The organism is Bacillus cereus group sp. N6, assembly GCF_016483705.1.
Taxonomy (GTDB): Bacteria; Bacillota; Bacilli; order Bacillales; family Bacillaceae_G; genus Bacillus_A; species Bacillus_A wiedmannii.
In genome coordinates this window covers 101,049-118,089 of record NZ_JAEHBI010000008.1, presented here as the reverse complement: position 1 = coordinate 118,089, position 17,041 = coordinate 101,049, and the positions used below count along the sequence as shown (strand labels likewise).

The following is a 17,041-nucleotide window of genomic DNA, read 5'->3' as shown; positions in this document are numbered from 1 at the left end:
GAAAATAAACAAAGTATACTAACACTCGTAAACTTAAGAGCTGAGGTACGTAGTCACTACTTAAAGGGTTAGGACCTCTCTGGACTAACTTTCCCCCGTGGTAGTGGAGCAAGCCAAATTGCAAATTAGTTTTCAATTCGAACAGTTAGAATAAATTTACAAGGGGGAACTGTAGAATGGATACTATGGATACGATGGGTCGTCACGTAATCGCTGAACTTTGGGATTGCGATTTCGACAAGCTTAATGACATGCCGTATATTGAACAATTATTTGTGGATGCAGCACTGAGAGCTGGTGCTGAAGTGCGTGAGGTTGCTTTCCATAAATTTGCACCACAAGGTGTAAGTGGAGTAGTAATTATCTCGGAATCACATTTAACAATTCATAGCTTTCCGGAGCACGGTTACGCAAGTATTGATGTTTATACTTGTGGGGATCGTATTGATCCAAATGTTGCTGCAGAATATATTGCAGAAGGTTTAAACGCGAAAACGCGTGAGAGCATCGAGCTTCCTCGAGGCACTGGTAGCTTCGAAATTAAGCAGAGAGAAACAAAAGCTCTTTAAAAAAGAACATAATTGATTTAAAATGTAAAGAGGTGTATAATGCACCTCTTTTTTAGTTTATAAAAAAGGAAAAATATAACGTACTCGTTAGTGAGATAAATTGAGCTCTTACGAATAAGTTAGCACCCCATCTACCATCTTATTTTTGAAAACGAGATGATAAAATAATGTGCTTAAACTTAAAGTGGTAAGAGAGTTAGAATGAGTTATATAATATTGTATATATATTGTCAGATGAAGTAAGTAGAGAAAAAATAAAGAGTATAGTGTAAAGGAGTGAATATATTGCGTTGTCCATCCTGTTCGCATAATGGTACAAGAGTGTTAGATTCGCGTCCGGTAGACGAGGGGCGCTCTATTCGAAGAAGGAGAGAGTGTGAAAGTTGTTTAAGTCGCTTTACGACATTTGAAAGAGTAGAAGAGTCACCTCTTATCGTTGTAAAAAAAGAAGGCACACGAGAAGAATTTAATAAAGAAAAGATTTTGCGCGGCTTAATTAAAGCGTGCGAAAAAAGACCAGTATCTTTAAGACAATTAGAAGAAGTAACTCAAAGTGTGGAACGTGAACTTCGTAATTTAGGTATATCAGAAGTGAAAAGTGATATGATTGGTGAAATTGTTATGGAAGAACTGCGTGATATTGATGATGTTGCTTACGTGCGTTTTGCTTCTGTATATCGCCAATTTAAAGATTTAAATGTATTTATTGAAGAATTAAAAGATATACTGCAAAAAGAAAGAGAGTAGAAGTTGTATTTTATTCTCTTTACATACCGTAGTAATGAGATAAGAGAGCTAGAAGCGAAAGCTAATAGCTCTTTTTCGCTAAGCAATTATATAATGAAGATAGAACGAATGAAGTAGAGGATAGATTGGATGAGAGAAAGGAAAAGCAAGAATGGAAAAACAGTCATGGATGGAGCTATTGCCAATTGATCGTTATAAAGTAAGTGCGAAAGGGTTATTGCATAATTACGACCGAAAAGTGTTAACGATGTTGTATCAGCCGTTAATAGGTAGTAGAGCTTTTAGTTTGTACATGACGCTATGGGGAGAGTTAGAGCAAGATCGTGTGTTTGGAAAAGAGAATACACATCATTCCCTTATGGTGACCATGCAGATGCAGCTTCCCGAAATATATGAGGAACGAGTAAAGTTAGAAGCAATTGGGCTTTTGAAGGTATATATTAAGAAAGAAAAAGATATTCGAATGTTTATATATGAATTGCAACCACCTTTATCTCCGAAGCAGTTTTTTGATGATATTGTGTTAAGCATCTTTTTATACAATCGATTGAGTCGGACAAAATATAATCAAGTAAAGCAATATTTCTTAGAAGAAGAATTTGATTTTGCTTCTTATGAAAATGTTACGCGTTCTTTCAATGATGTGTTTGGTTCGTTTAATCCAGGACAGCTTGAGCATGCGCAAGAAGATCTTCGTATTCCAAAAACGACAGCTATGCCAAGTAACGAGAAGGGAGACGCTCCAAAAGTTTGGAATGATTTCTTTGATTTCTCCTTATTTGTAGATGGCTTGTCCGCTCTTGTCCCAAAAAAGGCGATTACAGATCAAGTGCGAGAATGTGTCATTACACTTGCTTACGTGTACGATGTAGATGTGTTATCGATGCAAAATATCGTTCTTGGTACGGTGACAGAGATGCAGACAATTGATATCGAAAGGCTTAGAAAAGGAGCACGTGATTGGTATCAGTTCGAAAACGGTCAAGCGTTACCTGTATTAAGTGAAAGAGTACAACCTCACGCTGCACGTATGATGGAAGGAAAAGAGCCTTCTACACAAGAAGAGATGTTAATAAAACAGTTAGAGGAAATCTCACCAAAACAACTATTAAAAGAAATCTCTGGTGGTGCAGAGGCGACAAAGGCTGACTTGCAGATCGTTGAAGATGTAATGATCAATCAAAAATTAACGCCAGGTGTTGTGAATGTACTTATTTATTACGTTATGCTACGCTCAGATATGAAGCTTGCGAAAACGTATGTGGAGAAAATTGCTGGGCATTGGGCACGTAAAAAGGTCGGTACAGTAGCTGAAGCAATGGCGTTAGCGAAAGAAGAAAACCGTCAATATCAAGAATGGGCTGAGACGAAGAAAAAAGGCCGTACGTCGAAGAAAACGATAAGAAAAGAAATGGTACCAGATTGGCTGAAAGAAGAGCCGAAAGAACAAGAGAAAGAAACAGTGAAGAAAGATGTAAGTAAGAAAAAAGATGCAAGTACGTTAGATGATGAACGAAAACGACTAGAAGAAGTGTTAAAAAAATATAAGCGTGATTAATAGAAGAGAATGAACGCTCTTTGAGGTGAGAAAATGGAGCATATTCAAAATTCATTTGCAAAGTTAATGGAAAATAAAAATTTTAAAAATAGATATGAAGTATTAAAGGCGGAAGTAATGGCGCATCCGCGTGTGAAAGAATTTATAGACGAACATCAAGGTGAAGTAACAACTTCTATGATTGAGCGCAGCCTTGTGAAGTTATACGAATATATTGGACAAAGTGTAGGTTGTGCGGATTGTCCGGATCTAGGTTCGTGTAAAAACATGCTGCAAGGATATGAGCCAAAGCTCGTTATCCAAGGGAAGATGATTGATATTCAATACGATCGTTGCGTTAGAAAAGTAGCATATGACGAGAGAAAGAAATATGAAAAACTCGTTCAAAGTGTATATATGCCAACTGACATTTTACAGGCAACGATGGAAAACTTAGATCCTTCAGATTTAGATGCGCGTATTGATGCAATTGGTGCAGCTAATGAATTTTTAAGTACATATGAACCTGGTAAAAAAGTACAAGGTTTATATTTGTACGGTAAATTTGGTGTAGGGAAAACGTATTTGTTAGGAGCAATGGCGAATGAACTTGCTCAAAAGAAAATAAGTTCGATGCTCGTATACTTCCCTGAATTTTTACGTGAAATTAAAAGTTCGATTCAAGATAATTCGATTGGGGAAAAGATTGATGCGGTGAAACGCGTACAAGTTTTAATGCTAGATGATATCGGAGCAGAAGCGATGTCAAGTTTTGTGCGTGACGATGTGCTTGGTGCAATTTTGCAATTCCGTATGTTAGAAAACTTACCGACGTTCTTTACGTCTAACTTTGATTTCAAGGAATTGGAACATCATTTAACGTATACACAGCGTGGTGAAGCAGAACAAATGAAAGCAGCGCGTATTATGGAACGAATTAAATATTTAGCGAAGCCAATTCCGATTGGCGGGAAAAACCGACGTCATAAGTAAAGAGTAAGCTGAAAAGCTTGCTCTTTTTTCGTTTTGAACACTTTTCAGAATAGGTGAATTGCAAAACGAAAAACTTCTTATAGAAAATTCATTGTAGCTTGTATCATTTTTTTCTCCCTCCCTTAATATATATAAAATTAGCAAGCCATATTGAGTGGATTTTCTAACGATAGGAAATGTAATTCTACTAAGAGTGAACTTCACGCGGGACGGACTCTTATAGGATTTGTAACGTATAGATACAATCCTTTAGAGCAGGGATAAAAGGGGGGACAAAAGTGATTGAAATTTGCTTCGAAGAAAAAAATGATGCTATGCATGTATATAGACAACTATTGAAAAGAGCGGAACTGTTATATAAGGAAACGAGTGTGTATTTACAGGAACAAAAAGTGGTGATTCACATACCAGTATGTGAATCGAATTATATTGAAAAGATTTTATTGCCGGTAATGGTATATTTCATTGTGAATGTAAAGCAAAATAAGTGGATTTATACAATCTTAAAAGAGAAGTTTTTTTATGAAGAAGAGGAAGAGTGTCATCAAATATTGCATATGGCACAAGAGATTTTAAAGGGAAGAAGAAAAGGGATTGCTCGTGAATTAACACGTCACACATTTGAATCATATATTAAATCTTCTTTAAATAACTGGCTTTGTGATCCGCTTTCGTTCTCGTTTTCATCATATGTTCGTTTTCGCCTTCGTACATATAGGGAAATGGTAGCTAAGCTTGCTGAATTGTCGATTGATGAGTATAAGTTGGAACAAGAATATCAAATGTTTATTGAGACGCTAAGGCAACAAGTGCGCAGCCGAAAATCACGTTTGTCCTGTGTGCATCTTATTTTTGATGAAAGTTTTATTTTCTATGATGATAAAGGTAGACGTTTAAAACAGGAGAAATTGGTCCAATATATAGACGAGGAATTATTAAAGCAAAAGGATGTATATATTGATACGAAAGTAATTGCACCACTTCTTTCTATTTCGCCGAAAAAAATTTATTTATATACGAAAGAACAAGACCATAATATGATTATTACTTTGCGAAATGTATTTCAAGAACGGGTCCAATTACATGGATTACATGAGTTTGAGCGCAATGTGAAAAATTTAAAAAATAAAGGTAACGCCCTTGATTTTCTAAGTTTTTGAGCATATAATTACCTACATAAATGAAATATATTGAAATGTCATGATGAGGACATGAGTAGTTTTCTACGATTTTCAGAGAGGGAAGCCTTAGGGTGTGAGCTTCCTAGTACGGGATTATTACTTACCACCTCTAAACTTTAGCAGTGAACGGTTTTTTCTAGTAATTGCTAACGGACAACACCGTTATGTTGAACTTGAGCAATTAACAATAATGTTAATTGGAACAAGGGTGGAACCACGAATTCAACACTCGTCCCTTTTTACGGGATGAGTGTTTTTTATTTTGAAAAAAAGAGGAGTGACCAGTGATGGCAGATGTAGTTAAAATTACTTTCCCTGATGGAGCTGTGAAGGAGTTTCCAAAAGGCGTAACAACTGAAGAAATCGCAGCTTCTATTAGCCCAGGCTTAAAGAAAAAAGCTGTGGCTGGAAAATTAAACGATGAGATGATCGATCTTGTTACACCAATCGAAGAAGATGGTGCAGTTTCTATTATTACATTAGATTCTGAAGATGGCTTATACATTTTACGCCATTCAACAGCCCACCTATTAGCACAAGCGTTAAAACGTTTATATAAAGATGCTAAGCTTGAGCTCGGCATTGGTCCAGTGATTGAAAATGGCTTCTACTACGATATTGATATGGAAGAAGCAATTACAGTTGAAGACTTCAAGAAAATCGAAAAAGAAATGCAAAAAATTGTGAACGAGAACTTAGAAATCGTTCGTCATGAAGTGCCACGTGCAGAAGCACTTCGTCGCTTTGAAGAAATCGGCGATGAGTTAAAATTAGATTTAATTAACGATCTTCCAGAAGATGCAGTTATTTCAATCTACGAGCAAGGCGAATTCTTCGACCTTTGCCGTGGTGTTCACCTTCCATCTACAGGGAAAATTAAAGTATTTAAATTATTAAGCGTTGCAGGTGCTTACTGGCGCGGCGATAGCAATAATAAAATGCTACAACGTATTTACGGTACTGCATTCGTTAAGAAAGCAGAATTAGATGAGCACTTACGTATGCTTGAAGAAGCGAAAGAGCGCGATCACCGTAAATTAGGTAAAGAATTAAAACTATTTACTAATAGCCAAAAAGTAGGACAAGGTTTACCACTTTGGTTACCAAAAGGTGCAACTATCCGCCGCATTATCGAGCGTTACATCGTTGATAAAGAAGCAAGCTTAGGCTATGATCACGTATACACTCCAGTACTAGGAAGCAGAGAGCTTTATGAAACTTCTGGTCACTGGAATCACTACCGTGATGGTATGTTCCCATCAATGGAAATGGATAATGAAGAGTTAGTTCTTCGTCCGATGAACTGCCCTCACCACATGATGGTTTATAAAAATGATATTCACAGCTACCGTGAATTACCAATCCGTATTGCGGAACTTGGAACAATGCACCGCTATGAAATGTCTGGAGCATTATCTGGATTACAACGTGTACGCGGAATGACTTTAAACGATGCGCACATTTTCGTTCGCCCAGATCAAATTAAAGAAGAGTTAAAACGTGTTGTAAACTTAACTCTAGAAGTGTACAAAGATTTTGGTTTAGAGAACTATTCATTCCGTCTATCTTATCGTGACCCAGCTGATACTAAAAAGTACTATGCTGATGATGAGATGTGGGAAAAAGCACAAGGTATGTTAAAAGAAGCTATGGATGAAATGGGTCTTGATTACTATGAAGCTGAAGGTGAAGCGGCATTCTACGGTCCAAAACTTGACGTTCAAGTTCGTACTGCTCTTGGAAAAGACGAAACACTTTCAACTGTACAATTAGACTTCTTACTTCCAGAACGCTTTGAATTATCTTACGTTGGTGAAGACGGTAAACAACATCGTCCAGTTGTAATTCACCGTGGTGTTGTATCAACTATGGAACGTTTCGTAGCCTTCTTAATTGAAGAATACAAAGGTGCATTCCCAACTTGGTTAGCTCCAGTTCAAGCGCAAGTAATTCCAGTTTCTCCGCAAGTACATTTAGATTATGCGAAGAAAGTACAAGATGAATTACGTCGTGCTGGTATCCGTGTTGAATTAGATACTCGTGAAGAGAAAATTGGTTACAAAATCCGTGAAGCACAAATGCAAAAAATTCCGTACATGCTTGTAGTAGGTGACAATGAAGTAACTGAAAACGGCGTAAACGTACGTAAATATGGTGAACAAAAATCAGAAACAATTGCATTAGATGCTTTTGTTGATATGATTAAAGTAGAAGGAAAACGATAAGACAGAGCCGCGGTATACCGCGGCTTTCGTATGTATTATAAAAAAAAACTAGAAAAAATAACCAAACTATACTTATCATAAAAAAGTATTGCAAGTATGTTAGTTGTTTGTTACAATATTTCTTGTTGTTAGTAAAACACATAGCGTCTTCTTGACAGACGTCATGTCCTATGATAAACTCATCAAGGATAATAGAATATTGTTTTGTGGAACAAGTAGAAGCACCCGCTTCTCACCTGATGGACGCATTCGCAGTTTACAGGTAAATGTATTTCTTACTTAAGAATTTACAAGTGTGGGTGTCGTATGCCCGCACTTTTTTTGTCGGGTTCTATGACTACAAAAGATGTTCTGAAAAAACCTTGGAGGTGGCTTACTATTAGCAAGGATATGATGATTAACGAGCAAATTCGTGCACGTGAAGTACGTTTAGTTGGTGCAAATGGCGATCAACTTGGAATCAAGTCTCGTAATGACGCTTTAGACTTAGCTGCAAATCTTAATCTTGATTTAGTATTAGTTGCTCCAAATGCGAAACCGCCAGTATGCCGCATTATGGACTACGGTAAATTCCGCTTTGAGCAACAGAAGAAAGAAAAAGAACAGCGCAAAAATCAAAAAGTAATTAGCATGAAAGAAGTTCGTTTAAGTCCAACAATTGATGAACACGACTTTAACACAAAACTTCGTAATGCTATCAAGTTTTTAGAGAAAGGCGACAAGGTTAAAGCGTCAATTCGCTTTAAAGGACGTGCCATTACTCATAAAGAAATCGGTCAACGTGTTTTAGATCGCTTCTCAGAAGCTTGTGCTGAAGTTAGTACAATTGAATCTAAGCCTAAAATGGAAGGACGTAGTATGTTCTTAGTTTTAGCACCGAAAAACGATAAGTAATAGATAGAGGAGGAAATACCTATGCCTAAACAAAAAACTCATCGCGGCTCTGCAAAGCGTTTCAAAAAGACTGGATCAGGTAAACTGAAACGTTCTCACGCTTATACAAGCCATTTATTCGCTAACAAATCTACAAAAGCTAAACGTAAACTACGTAAAGCTGGTGTAGTAAGCGCTGGTGACTTCAAACGCATTCGTCAAATGCTTGACAACTTAAAATAAGTTCGGCTGATATATAGAACAATTAGGAGGTAATATTATGCCAAGAGTAAAAGGTGGTACAGTTACTCGTCAACGTCGTAAAAAAGTTATAAAATTAGCAAAAGGTTACTACGGTTCTAAGAGTACATTATTCAAGGTTGCTAACCAACAGGTTATGAAATCTCTAATGTATGCATTCCGTGACCGTCGTCAAAAGAAACGTGACTTCCGTAAATTATGGATTACACGTATCAACGCAGCAGCTCGTATGAATGGTCTTTCTTACAGCCGTTTAATGCACGGTCTTAAAAATGCTGGCATCGAAGTTAACCGCAAGATGCTTGCTGACTTAGCTGTTCATGACGAAAAAGCTTTCGCTGAATTAGCAACAGTTGCAAAAAACAACATTAACTAATTAATTAGTTGAAACCTTAGAAGATTTTTCTTCTAAGGTTTTTTATTTGTATGCAAAGAGAAGTATGTCGTTATCGATATGACAAAATCAATATAAAAGCTATAGCGATATAGAAGAATATATATATGAAGCCAGGAGAATTCTCCTGGCTTTTGTCAATTATCCCCCTTTGGAAAGAAGAGTATCTTTCCTACCTGAAACGACACTGCTATAATGGAAAGATGATATGGAACTTTCATCAGATAAAATAAATTTTTTATCAGTGGACAATCCCCGGATAATGATTAACTATCACCAATCGGAATGAACAATCTAATAGTGATGATTGAAACGTATTTGTAAATTAAGGACAAGCTATTTTGTAAAGAGATAAATGGCTGACTTATTAATAAGAAACGAAAAATAATAATGAACTTTGAGATGAAACAACATTGTTGCGTAAAATGCGATGTTGGAGGAGGACAATAGAATGGACTTACTACAACTATTTAAATTACAAAAAGAATTAGATGACCGTATTGTGAAAGAGCATGATTTACAACCGAAAAAGTTGTTAAAAGAAAAAATGTTAGCTCTTCTTGTAGAAATTGGAGAACTTGCAAATGAAACACGTTGTTTTAAATATTGGAGCAACAAACCAGCATCAGAACGTGAAGTAATATTAGAAGAATACGTAGATGGCTTGCATTTTATTTTATCAATCGGAATTGATTTAGGTATTGATAAAAACTTCCTATTCTATAAATGTGCACAAACGAATAAAACACAAGTAGAAATTTTCTTAGACACATATGCGAAAGTAATTCGTTTTACAGATCAACCATCTATTACGAACTATATTGAATTATTTACAAGCTACCTTCGACTTGGACAAGCGCTAGAGTTTGAGCAAGAAGAAATTGAAAAGGCATATTTAGATAAAAATGAAGTAAATCATCAGCGTCAAACACAAGGATACTGATTTAATTTTTGAATATTTCAATTTCCTTTTGTATAATGAAGTGACTGAAGAAAAAGGAGGGTGTTGGCAATGACAAAATTAGACGCGACATTGACAATGCTAAAAGAATTAACAGATGCACGTGGTATTGCGGGTAACGAGCGTGAACCACGCGAAGTAATGAAGAAATATATTGAGCCGTTTGCGGACGAACTTTCTACTGATAATTTAGGAAGTTTAGTTGCGAAAAAAATAGGGGAAGAAAACGGCCCGAAAATTATGGTTGCAGGTCATTTAGATGAAGTTGGCTTTATGATTACGCAAATTGATGACAAAGGTTTCCTTCGTTTCCAAACAGTTGGTGGCTGGTGGTCACAAGTTATGCTTGCGCAGCGCGTGACAATTGTAACGCGTAAAGGAGATGTAACAGGTGTAATTGGTTCAAAACCACCACACATCTTACCTCCAGAAGCGCGTAAAAAGCCAGTTGAAATTAAAGACATGTTCATCGATATTGGTGCTTCTAGCCAAGAAGAGGCAATGGAGTGGGGCGTACGACCTGGCGATCAAGTTGTACCTTACTTTGAATTCCAAGTGATGAAAAATGAAAAAATGTTACTTGCAAAAGCATGGGATAACCGAATTGGTTGTGCAATTGCAATTGACGTATTAAAACAATTAAAAGATGAAAAGCATCCAAACGTTGTATACGGCGTAGGGACTGTACAAGAAGAAGTTGGTCTTCGTGGTGCGAAAACATCTGCGAACTATATTAAACCAGATATCGCATTCGCAGTAGATGTTGGTATCGCTGGTGACACACCAGGTGTAACGGCAAAAGAAGCGCAAAGTAAAATGGGTGATGGACCACAGATCATTTTATATGATGCTTCTGTTATTGGACATACAGGTTTACGTGACTTTGTAGTTGATGTTGCTGACGAATTACAAATCCCGTATCAATATGATTCAGTAGCGGGCGGTGGAACGGATGCAGGCGCAATTCACATTTCTGCAAATGGTATTCCGTCTATGGCAATTACGATTGCAACGCGCTACATTCATTCTCATGCGGCAATGTTACACCGTGATGACTATGAAAATGCAGTGAAGTTAATTGTAGAAGTTATTAAACGTCTTGATAAAGAGGCTGTACATAACATTACATTTAATTAATAGAAAAAGCGAAGGAGATTTTCCTTCGCTTTTTTATGTTTTAAAAAGGTCGTTCTAATCCTGCAGCAGTATGAGCTCCTAAAATGATTAAACGAGTTAATTGCATGGCCATAAAATGCGGGGTATAAATCATCCCTCTTTTTAACCATGACATAATCATCCCGATATGAGCCCCTGTCACATAACTAATTAAAATATCACGAGGAACCATAAGATCTTTATCATCTGGCTGTGAAATAGACAGGCTTAATGTTAAATGTGTTTGTATTGTTTTCATCATTTTATAAGAGTAGTTTCCAGCGGCTTTATCACCAAGCATAACGTTATAGAAGTTCACATTTTCTGCAATATGTTCGAACAAAGCCAAAAATGTCGGATGTGGTGAATCAAATGTAAGTTGAAAATCTTCTTTATTTCTATTTTTCGGCTTAATAACTTCTGTTAACTTCTCTAACATTTCTTCAATGATTTTGTCTAATAGGTCATATTTATCATGGTAATGGCTATAAAACGTAGCGCGATTTACAGGAGCACGTTCTGCAATATGTTGAACAGTTACATCATCAAATCCTTTTTCGCCTACTAAAGCGACAAAAGCATCCTGTATGAGTTGTCTCGTCCGCTTTACACGTGGATCATTTGTATTTTTAATAGACATTTTTACTTCCCCTCGTTTAATTTTCTATACTTAAACAACATATAGGTATTATATTGTTGTTTAAGCGACATTTCATACTTAAATTGTCGGTTGTAGATTCAAAATAATTATTTATAATTATAAACGATAGTCCTTCAGAAATCAGCACCGCTCGCAGGTAGATAAATTTCAATTTACACCGCAGATGGTGTGATTTTTTTGTTTAAAAGTTAATATAATTAACAATTAAACACTCTAAACAATAAGGACGTAAATAGTTTAGAAAAAAATTATATGCGATATAAGGAGAGGAATGCAATGAATCAGTTTCGAAGAATGGTGATTATCAACATTATCACATTAATTGTACTAGTTGGCGGCGGTATTGGCGGTTATTACTATTACAATCAAGCGGAAAATTATTTAAAAACAGAAAATGCAAAAATTGATGGAAAGGTAATTCCGATTGCATCACCAGTAGCAGGTAAATTAACTGACTGGAAAGCTGAAGTAGGAAAGAATTACAATGAAAATGATAAATTAGGTGCTGTTACTGTAGCGGCAGCAAATGGAGAACAAACAGTAGATGTAACAATTCCACAAAATGCAACAATTGTGCAATCAAATGCAACAACAAATGCTTTCGTTGGAGCAGGTAGCCCAATTGCTTATGCATTTGATATGAACAATTTATGGGTAACAGCAAACATTGAAGAAACAGATGTTGACGATGTACAAAAAGGTCAAGATGTAGATGTGTATGTAGATGCATACCCAGATACAACTTTATCAGGAAAAGTAGAGCAAGTTGGATTAACAACAGCGAATACATTCTCTATGTTACCATCAAGCAACGCAACAGCGAACTATACGAAAGTAACACAAGTAGTACCAGTTAAAATTTCTTTAGATCATAGTAAATCAGTAAATATTGTTCCTGGAATGAATGTGTCAGTTCGTATTCATAAGTAAGGGGGAGATGAGATGTCCTCAATTGCAATTGCAGGATATGCACTATTTTGTATAATCGTCTTCTTCCTTGTAAATCGTCTTTTACGAAAGAAAAAAACGAACGTGGGAGAAGAACAAGTCCCAGCCGTAAATAAAATAGAAGTAAGTAAGGTAGAAACAGAAGAGAAAGAAATTGAACGAAAGCAAGAAGCAGAAATTTCTAATGTAGTTGAGTTAGAAACAGGAAAGCAAGAAGAAGTAAAACAAGAAAAAGAAGCGCCGAAAAAACAAATGTCTACGCCTGTAGAAAATGTGAACGTAAAAGCAGTTGTAGCTGTATTAATTCTCGGCATGTTCGTTTCTATTTTAAACCAAACAATTATTAACGTTGCATTGCCTCCGTTAATGAACGAATTTAACGTATCAACTTCAACAGCACAATGGTTAATTACAGGTTTCATGCTTGTAAATGGTATTTTAGTACCGATTAGTGCCTTTTTAGTTTCACGATTTACGTATCGTAAATTATTCGTAGCGGCAATGTTATTCTTCACGGTAGGATCTATCATTTGTGCTATTTCAGGAAACTTTACAATGATGATGACGGGCCGCGTTATTCAGGCGGTGGGTGCAGGTATTTTAATGCCGGTTGGTATGAATATTTTCATGACATTATTCCCGCCTCATAAGCGCGGAGCAGCGATGGGATTACTAGGTGTAGCGATGATTTTAGCACCAGCTATCGGACCAACTGTAACGGGCTGGGTGATTGAAAACTATAGCTGGAACTTAATGTTCTATGCGATGTTTATTATCGGTTTAATTATTACATTCCTATCTTTAAAATTCTTTACACTAGCTCAGCCGGTATCTAAAACGAAGTTAGATGTATTCGGTGTTGTTAGTTCAAGTATTGGACTAGGTAGCTTATTGTACGGATTTAGTGAAGCAGGAAATAATAGTTGGACTAGTGCAGAGGTTGTTATTTCACTTATCATTGGTGTAGTAGGTATTGCGGTATTTATTTGGAGAGAGCTAACAACGGACAACAAAATGCTTGATTTACAAGTGTTTAAATACCCAGTATTTACTTTTACTTTAGTAATTAATGCAATTGTTACGATGGCATTATTCGGAGGTATGTTATTACTTCCGGTATATCTGCAAAACATTCGCGGTTTCACACCGATAGAATCAGGTTTATTACTACTTCCAGGATCATTAATTATGGGGATCATGGGACCTATTGCAGGTAAACTATTTGATAAGTATGGTATTCGTCCGTTAGCAATTGTCGGTTTAGCCATTACAACGTTTGCGACATATGAATTCACAACGTTATCGATGGATACACCGTATAGCGTTATTATGACGGATTATATTATACGTTCGATTGGTATGTCGTTCATTATGATGCCAATTATGACAGCAGGTATGAACGCACTGCCGATGAAATTAATTTCTCACGGTACAGCAACGCAAAATACGTCAAGACAAGTAGCTGGTTCAATTGGAACAGCGATTTTAATCACACTTATGACGCAGCAAACGACTGCTCACGTAGCAGATTACGGCAACATGTTAACAACGTCAAACCCAATCTTAGTTGATAAAGTACACGGCATGGGGCAAAGTTTAGCAGCGATCGCTGGATCAGCGCAAGCAGGAGATGCGATGAGCACGCAACTATTATTTGGACAAATTTCGAAGTTATCTGCAATTAACGGTATTAACGATGCCTTCTTAATTGCGACGATACTCGCAGGGATTGCTTGGGTATTATCGTTCTTCTTACCATCAGGCAATAAACCAAATAGAAAAGCAGGGAATTAATTTCCCTGCTTTTTTGTCTGTTTAAAGATTTAAATATAAAAAATGATAACCAGTTACGGAGCACAGCCCTGTTATAAATAAAACCATTCCCATAGCACGAATACTGGATATTTGTCTTCCGCTTATAATAGCTAATAGTCCAGCCAAAGAGAAGAAACACCAATATAAAGTTCCCGAAATTGGAACAATCCCTTCTAAATCTATTCCATAACCTATACAAATGATAGGAACAACAATAAGCGATATGCTAATGAAACCAGCCATAATAGTAAGTGATTTACGACATTTAATACCAGCAATAATTAAAAAAATGCCAACGATGAAGTCGCATAACATCAAAGTAAGAGCGAAAATCATCCAAGTTAATATTCCGAACACTTTTGTATTACCTCCGATTTATGGGGTTCTAAAAAATATTATATATAGTATGAATCACCTACAGTCATGAGTAACCAGAAGATAACCCCTAATATACCAGCGATGAAAATAATGAATCCCATATTACGTATACTTTTAATTTTGGTTTGGACTCCACTTATCCCTGCTAATAATCCAGTTAAAGAAAACAGTATCCAATATAAAGTTGTTGAAATAGGGAGGATTGCATTGCTATCCACTCCCATGCCCCAAAAAACAAAAGGTAGTGTGACAAAGGAGAAGCTAAGTAGCCCCATTAAACCAACAAATAATTTACGATGTTTCATGCTAGTAACAATTAAAAAAATACCACCGAACAATCCGCATAAAACAAGAAGTGGCATATAAACAACCCAAAGTAAGCTCAGCATATATAGTCTCCTTCTATAGTAATCAGTTATATTTTACTACATGAGGTTTATTTTGGATATTATTAATAAATATGTATAAATTGATAGAAATGAGAAGTAATGATACGAATTAATAAAAAAGGTATCGCGATGATACCTCTTTCTAACTCAAGAATGCCAACATATTATTCATAATATGAAATAACATAGCTGGAATAATGGATTTTGTTTTTTTACATAAAATAGCCATTAATAATCCCATGAAGAAAGTAATTACCATTACGCCAAGTGAGTATGTATGAGCGATACCGAAGAAGAAACTTGTTACGATAGCTGCAATCCAAAATGGAAAGCGTTCTGAGAAGAAGCGGAGTATAAAACCACGGAAAATCAGCTCTTCAAAAATTGGTGTAAGTATTGCGAAGCCGAGAAGTAATAATATTTGATACTGCTTGAAAACGTCTAAGTTAAGTGCGGAAGATTGCTGCTTTGTTGCGTCTTGGAACATATAATTTAACAAGATGTAATTGAGTAAAATATTTGTAGCGAAGAAAAGAAGTAAGTATACGTATGTACGCCATTCTTTAAGTGCTTTAAAGTTAAAAGATTTTAGTAGTAATTTTTTTGCGGGTTCGAATTTAAAAATGAAGAATAACAACACGGCTAGTTGTAATACGATACTTGCAGTATTTGCAATAGATTCATACAGGGCAATTTGTTTTTTATCTGTAAGACCGGCTGTATAAATTGTTAAGGGCATTGCGAGGAACACAGTAATAAGTCCGGTTCCGAAAAAAGCGAATAAAACGGAGCTAATAAATTGTCCCCATGACATAGAGTATTTCTGTTCATTAGAAAGTTGTGTAGCGGGTTGCATTTGTAAAATCACCTCTTTATATTTGTATATTTAATTATAAAGTATTTTGTTTTTATATGTAATATTTAAATATTACATATAAAGGTGTATTTTCCATAAAATAATAAAAGAGGTATCACCCTATAGTGATGCCTCTTTCTCATTGATAACTATGTTCTGCCTTGTTATTCGATTTTGATTGCTCTATTTGCAATTCACGTTCTACCAATCGGTCTAACTGTTGAATAGCTTTTAATGCTTTTTCATAAGAAATCGTTCTATAATGGTGCGCTCCGCCCGGTTCTTCATCTGCTTCGTCTGCCCATTTAATAATGTTTTGAAGAGATGTTCTTTCAATTTCTTGCTGTACTAAGAAAGAATCTGTATGAAGAAGAATCGCGATAGAAATTTCTTTTGCTAGTTTCGGATGTTCTCCTAATCTAATAAGCAATTTATGAGCTCTTTCTGCTCCTTTAATCGCATGTATATCATTCTTTTTATACAAGTCATAATCCCATTCTCCCTCGCTGTACCATGTGTGATGTCCGATATCATGAAGGAAACCAGCTTTTGTTGCAGCATCGACTGAGGCATGATGCTTTTTCGCTAAGTGAAACGCATGGTAAGCGACAGCAATCGCGTGGACCATTCCAGAACGGTTTACATATTTTTGTGTAATGTGATGTTTAAAAACTTGTTCAAGCGTAATACGTTGCATAAAACATTCACTCCTTTTATCTAATGGTGTCTATAAAGAAAATCGATCGGTTTAAATGTATTTTGAATATTGTACTCCATCTGTGTAGCGTTAGTAAAGTAGAAATGTTTAGGAGAAGAAAAATTTTATAGACATAAAAGGTCACCTTAGTTTTTTTCTAAGGTGACCTTTTATTGTTTATTTTTTTAATCCTTGCTCTAGTGTTCCTAACATTTCGTGTTTTTCATTTTCATCAGCATTTTTCCAAATGACTTCGAATAAAACGCCAAGACCTGGAAGCATTTTTTCTTCACCGCTTTGAATTGCATCGACAATCGTTTCTTGTAATTGATCTTGTGAATTTCCAGATACATTAGCTAATACAGCACCGCGTAAATTAAAACTCATTATTTTCACCTCTT

At 36.0% G+C, this 17,041-nt stretch carries 19 protein-coding genes and 2 other annotated features; of the genes, 13 read left to right on the top strand and 6 right to left on the bottom strand.

Annotated elements, in window-relative coordinates; all coding sequences use genetic code 11:
- Positions 1-185: 185 nt before the first annotated feature.
- The 11 genes from speD (at position 186) to JDS99_RS09200 (ending at position 10,878) form a co-directional block, all read left to right on the top strand.
- Positions 186-569: an adenosylmethionine decarboxylase gene (speD, locus tag JDS99_RS09250; protein WP_002003660.1), complete on the top strand. Its 384-nt coding sequence runs from the start codon at positions 186-188 to the stop codon at positions 567-569.
- Between the two features lie 285 nt (positions 570-854).
- Positions 855-1,316, top strand: a complete 462-nt coding sequence (gene nrdR / locus JDS99_RS09245) for a transcriptional regulator NrdR (protein WP_001203687.1) — start codon at positions 855-857, stop codon at positions 1,314-1,316.
- A gap of 151 nt (positions 1,317-1,467) precedes the next feature.
- Entirely contained in the window at positions 1,468-2,874 is a 1,407-nt protein-coding gene (locus JDS99_RS09240) for a replication initiation and membrane attachment family protein (RefSeq protein ID WP_098096590.1), read from the top strand.
- 33 nt (positions 2,875-2,907) lie between these two features.
- Positions 2,908-3,846 carry a primosomal protein DnaI gene (gene dnaI, locus JDS99_RS09235; RefSeq protein ID WP_000400114.1) on the top strand — a complete coding sequence of 313 codons (939 nt, stop codon included), beginning with the start codon at positions 2,908-2,910 and terminating at the stop codon, positions 3,844-3,846.
- 278 nt (positions 3,847-4,124) lie between these two features.
- Complete coding sequence (gene ytxC, locus JDS99_RS09230; RefSeq protein ID WP_087985377.1) at positions 4,125-5,006, top strand: putative sporulation protein YtxC; 882 nt, start codon at positions 4,125-4,127, stop codon at positions 5,004-5,006.
- Positions 5,007-5,037: 31 nt separating this feature from the next.
- Positions 5,038-5,267, top strand: a binding site (T-box leader).
- A 47-nt stretch (positions 5,268-5,314) separates the two neighbouring features.
- Complete coding sequence (gene thrS / locus JDS99_RS09225; protein ID WP_000786074.1) at positions 5,315-7,252, top strand: threonine--tRNA ligase; 1,938 nt, start codon at positions 5,315-5,317, stop codon at positions 7,250-7,252.
- A gap of 207 nt (positions 7,253-7,459) precedes the next feature.
- Positions 7,460-7,580: a sequence feature (ribosomal protein L20 leader region), on the top strand.
- A 62-nt stretch (positions 7,581-7,642) separates the two neighbouring features.
- Positions 7,643-8,146: a translation initiation factor IF-3 gene (infC, locus tag JDS99_RS09220; RefSeq protein ID WP_000973214.1), complete on the top strand. Its 504-nt coding sequence runs from the start codon at positions 7,643-7,645 to the stop codon at positions 8,144-8,146.
- A gap of 21 nt (positions 8,147-8,167) precedes the next feature.
- Positions 8,168-8,368 carry a 50S ribosomal protein L35 gene (gene rpmI, locus JDS99_RS09215; protein ID WP_001125946.1) on the top strand — a complete coding sequence of 67 codons (201 nt, stop codon included), beginning with the start codon at positions 8,168-8,170 and terminating at the stop codon, positions 8,366-8,368.
- A 37-nt stretch (positions 8,369-8,405) separates the two neighbouring features.
- The gene (gene rplT / locus JDS99_RS09210; RefSeq protein ID WP_001138364.1) at positions 8,406-8,762 is read left to right on the top strand and encodes a 50S ribosomal protein L20; all 357 of its coding nucleotides are present in this window, start codon (positions 8,406-8,408) and stop codon (positions 8,760-8,762) included.
- A 469-nt stretch (positions 8,763-9,231) separates the two neighbouring features.
- The gene (locus JDS99_RS09205) at positions 9,232-9,723 is read left to right on the top strand and encodes a dUTP diphosphatase (protein ID WP_000365057.1); all 492 of its coding nucleotides are present in this window, start codon (positions 9,232-9,234) and stop codon (positions 9,721-9,723) included.
- 69 nt (positions 9,724-9,792) lie between these two features.
- On the top strand, positions 9,793-10,878 hold the full coding sequence (locus JDS99_RS09200; protein ID WP_048544341.1) for a M42 family metallopeptidase: 1,086 nt from the start codon (positions 9,793-9,795) through the stop codon (positions 10,876-10,878).
- 40 nt (positions 10,879-10,918) lie between these two features.
- Here JDS99_RS09200 and JDS99_RS09195 read toward each other — a convergent pair whose 3' ends face one another.
- Positions 10,919-11,536 (bottom strand): TetR/AcrR family transcriptional regulator, encoded by a 618-nt coding sequence (locus tag JDS99_RS09195; RefSeq protein ID WP_199694966.1) that lies wholly within the window; start codon positions 11,534-11,536, stop codon positions 10,919-10,921.
- Between the two features lie 297 nt (positions 11,537-11,833).
- On the opposite strand from JDS99_RS09195, the gene JDS99_RS09190 reads away from it, so the two are divergent.
- Together JDS99_RS09190 and JDS99_RS09185 are read left to right on the top strand one after the other, a co-directional pair.
- On the top strand, positions 11,834-12,487 hold the full coding sequence (locus JDS99_RS09190; protein ID WP_001071411.1) for an HlyD family secretion protein: 654 nt from the start codon (positions 11,834-11,836) through the stop codon (positions 12,485-12,487).
- 12 nt (positions 12,488-12,499) lie between these two features.
- The gene (locus tag JDS99_RS09185) at positions 12,500-14,299 is read left to right on the top strand and encodes a DHA2 family efflux MFS transporter permease subunit (RefSeq protein ID WP_087985376.1); all 1,800 of its coding nucleotides are present in this window, start codon (positions 12,500-12,502) and stop codon (positions 14,297-14,299) included.
- 21 nt (positions 14,300-14,320) lie between these two features.
- On the opposite strand, the gene JDS99_RS09180 is transcribed toward JDS99_RS09185, so the two are convergent.
- From JDS99_RS09180 to sspI, 5 genes are all read right to left on the bottom strand, one after another.
- Positions 14,321-14,677 carry an ammonia permease gene (locus JDS99_RS09180; RefSeq protein WP_098856903.1) on the bottom strand — a complete coding sequence of 119 codons (357 nt, stop codon included), beginning with the start codon at positions 14,675-14,677 and terminating at the stop codon, positions 14,321-14,323.
- 38 nt (positions 14,678-14,715) lie between these two features.
- Entirely contained in the window at positions 14,716-15,087 is a 372-nt protein-coding gene (locus JDS99_RS09175; protein ID WP_088064544.1) for a DNA-binding protein, read from the bottom strand.
- 142 nt (positions 15,088-15,229) lie between these two features.
- Positions 15,230-15,943, bottom strand: a complete 714-nt coding sequence (locus JDS99_RS09170; protein ID WP_087985373.1) for a CPBP family intramembrane glutamic endopeptidase — start codon at positions 15,941-15,943, stop codon at positions 15,230-15,232.
- Between the two features lie 139 nt (positions 15,944-16,082).
- Entirely contained in the window at positions 16,083-16,640 is a 558-nt protein-coding gene (locus JDS99_RS09165) for an HD domain-containing protein (protein ID WP_001189002.1), read from the bottom strand.
- A 177-nt stretch (positions 16,641-16,817) separates the two neighbouring features.
- The gene (sspI, locus tag JDS99_RS09160; RefSeq protein WP_000009511.1) at positions 16,818-17,027 is read right to left on the bottom strand and encodes a small acid-soluble spore protein SspI; all 210 of its coding nucleotides are present in this window, start codon (positions 17,025-17,027) and stop codon (positions 16,818-16,820) included.
- Positions 17,028-17,041 lie beyond the last annotated feature (14 nt).